The 2,460-nt window shown below is 43.6% G+C and carries 1 protein-coding gene; it reads right to left on the minus strand.

Annotation, left to right across the window (positions count from 1 at the left end):
• Window positions 1–152: 152 nt before the first annotated feature.
• On the minus strand, window positions 153–2,174 hold the full coding sequence (locus ACUVXA_RS19730) for a bifunctional metallophosphatase/5'-nucleotidase (protein ID WP_445873002.1): 2,022 nt from the start codon (window positions 2,172–2,174) through the stop codon (window positions 153–155).
• Between the last annotated feature and the right edge of the window lie 286 nt (window positions 2,175–2,460).

A 2,460-nucleotide genomic window follows, 5' to 3' on the forward strand; every position in this document is an offset into this window, starting at 1 on the left:
AAGAATGGTATTATTTATCATTAAATCTTTCTACTGTTGTGAACCCCTCGTTTCTTCCACTTTCTATGCGACCGCATTTCTAAGTTCTGCTTAAACGATTCCTAAAAGAAAAAAGAAAAAAGGGTTTGCGGGTCTAAAATTCCGTTCTGGAATCAAGGTCTTCGGGAAATGATCACACCAATTGCCATAACCGCAATTAGGATTAGACTTGCTACTCCACCCATTAACAGGTTTGACGTGGTTGACTGGCTGACTATGGTTTGCCCCACTTGGTTTAATAGGTAAAGGACGTGAATGGGATTTGCCAGCACTGCTTTAGCTCTGTTTTGCGACTGATTATAAATTTCAGGCACTGTTCCCTCTAAATAATCAGTTAAAAACCGTATTAAGCCTAGGTGTATGGGGAAAGGTCTCTCTTCGGCGTCATAAATTATGGTTTCGTTGGAGGGTATGGGGTATCCAGACTCGTTTTTGGGTATTATGCTAAATACGGGATACAACTGACCAATTTGAGGAATCAATATGGCGGCCTCGTAGCTGATAGCAATCCTGTACAATTTGTTCATTTCTAGAGGTATCCATGTACCGTTTATTTCTTGTTCAATGCTAATCACACGCATAGTTGGAATTCCAATAAGGGCGTAGGTGAATCTGAGTCCCGAGATCTGGATGAAAAAGTCCCCACCCATTAGAACCGAAAACTCAAGCATTCTTTTAATCTCATACCCGTAGAGGTGGAAACTGCAAATAGGCCAACCACGATAGGGGCCCTGCATGGGTACGCCCCCAAAGGGAATAATGCTGTTAGCATCGTAGACTGTGATATCTCCATTCAAACAAAAATACTTGCCATGTTTTATTGTCCCACTGGGCATGAAAGCAAAATCCACGTACTCTCCCGTAACATTACTGGCAGCCCACCTCATGGAATCAGCCACCAAGTCTCCCACAGGGCTTTCACCCGTTGGCTTCTCAAAGCCCGGAGTGGAGTATGTGAGGTTAAAGTCCACGTGGGCAATGACGGTATCAATTGAAGATACATCCCACTCGCTAAGAAGACTGTTCACAGCATCGATGTAGGTTTCAAGTCCCGTGAGGATTGTTCCGTTTTCTGGTATTGTGTCGTCAATAAGGATAGCTTGGTAGGTGCGAATCCCGATTCCTTGACCCGCGGGTCCTCCCAGCTTAACGCTCAGTTCAAGTTTACCCAAGTATTCCAAGTAGCTTTTCGCGTCAACTATGGTGGTATTTCCTACCGATGTTTTTACGACGATAGGCTGTTCTAACAGTTGGTGATCGTGACCCGCCAGAATCAAATCTATACCCGAAACACTTGAAGCAAGCTGTATGGCGTCCTTGTACCCCATGTGGGAAATCAAGATAATAAGATCCACGCCTTCATTCTGGAAGTAAGTGACCTGTTCCCTTGCTGTCTGAATTGGATCAGAAAAATTGTATTTACCCTTGAAAAACACCGTAGACATTGCGTTCTTCCCCATCAACGAGAAGAGACCAATAGTTAATGTTTTTCCGTTCGTTGATACTGTTAATGTCTTATTGTTCTCTATGAACTGCCCCAGACCGTAGGAATCCTCTCCCAAAACCAAGTTGGAACAAAGTAACAAGGGCATACTGCCACCTAGCGTGGTATTGGTGTTGTTGAGAATGAGGGATAATCCATGAACACTGTACTCCCATTCATGGTTTCCCAAACAACTGGCGTTAAATCCTATCAGATTCATCATGTGAAGTTCTGGGGAAGCGTTCAGGGTGCTGTTTGGACCCAGATACTGGAATGGTGTTCCCATAAGAAAGTCGCCAACATCAAACAGTAGAACCGCTTCGTCGACCAGCTTCTTTTCAGTTCTTGTTTCGTTAACTAGGGTGGCCAACCGTGCGATTCCTCCCAGCGTGTTGTCATTATTAATTCCGGTTTTGTACTGGGCGTATGGCCAAGGCAGCAGTTGTGAATGAATGTCACCAGTGTGCAAGATTGTTAAATTAACTACGGTATCTTGTTTACTCTCAAAACCGTGATTACCACTGGGAGCAAAAAAGAGTATCATATTCTCTTCTGAGCCTATATTGTTTGAACTAATAGTTATGGCAGGAATCACAATTCCAAATGCGAAAATTAGTAAAATTATTAAGGCAGTGATTCTCAGCAATTTCACCTTTCTCACTCCCGTTCTTATTTTCAAACATTAGTTAATGAAAGTCTCTTCATTTTAGATATGGTTCCTGGAATTTTCGCTACTTTATCTCTTAACTCTTATTTAAAACTTCTGGCTTCAAAATTTTTGATCGCCTGTGTGAACCGTTGTCCGAAACTTACCCATCTAGGACACTTCCAGATGGTGTTCGGTTCCTGCTTCATAGGGGAGCACCTGCCTTGGGGCATGAACCTCTCCGCTCTTGCAGGCGTTTTGCGTCTCCGCCCAACTGGCGGCGACGGAAGAT

This window comes from Candidatus Jordarchaeum sp., assembly GCF_052745115.1.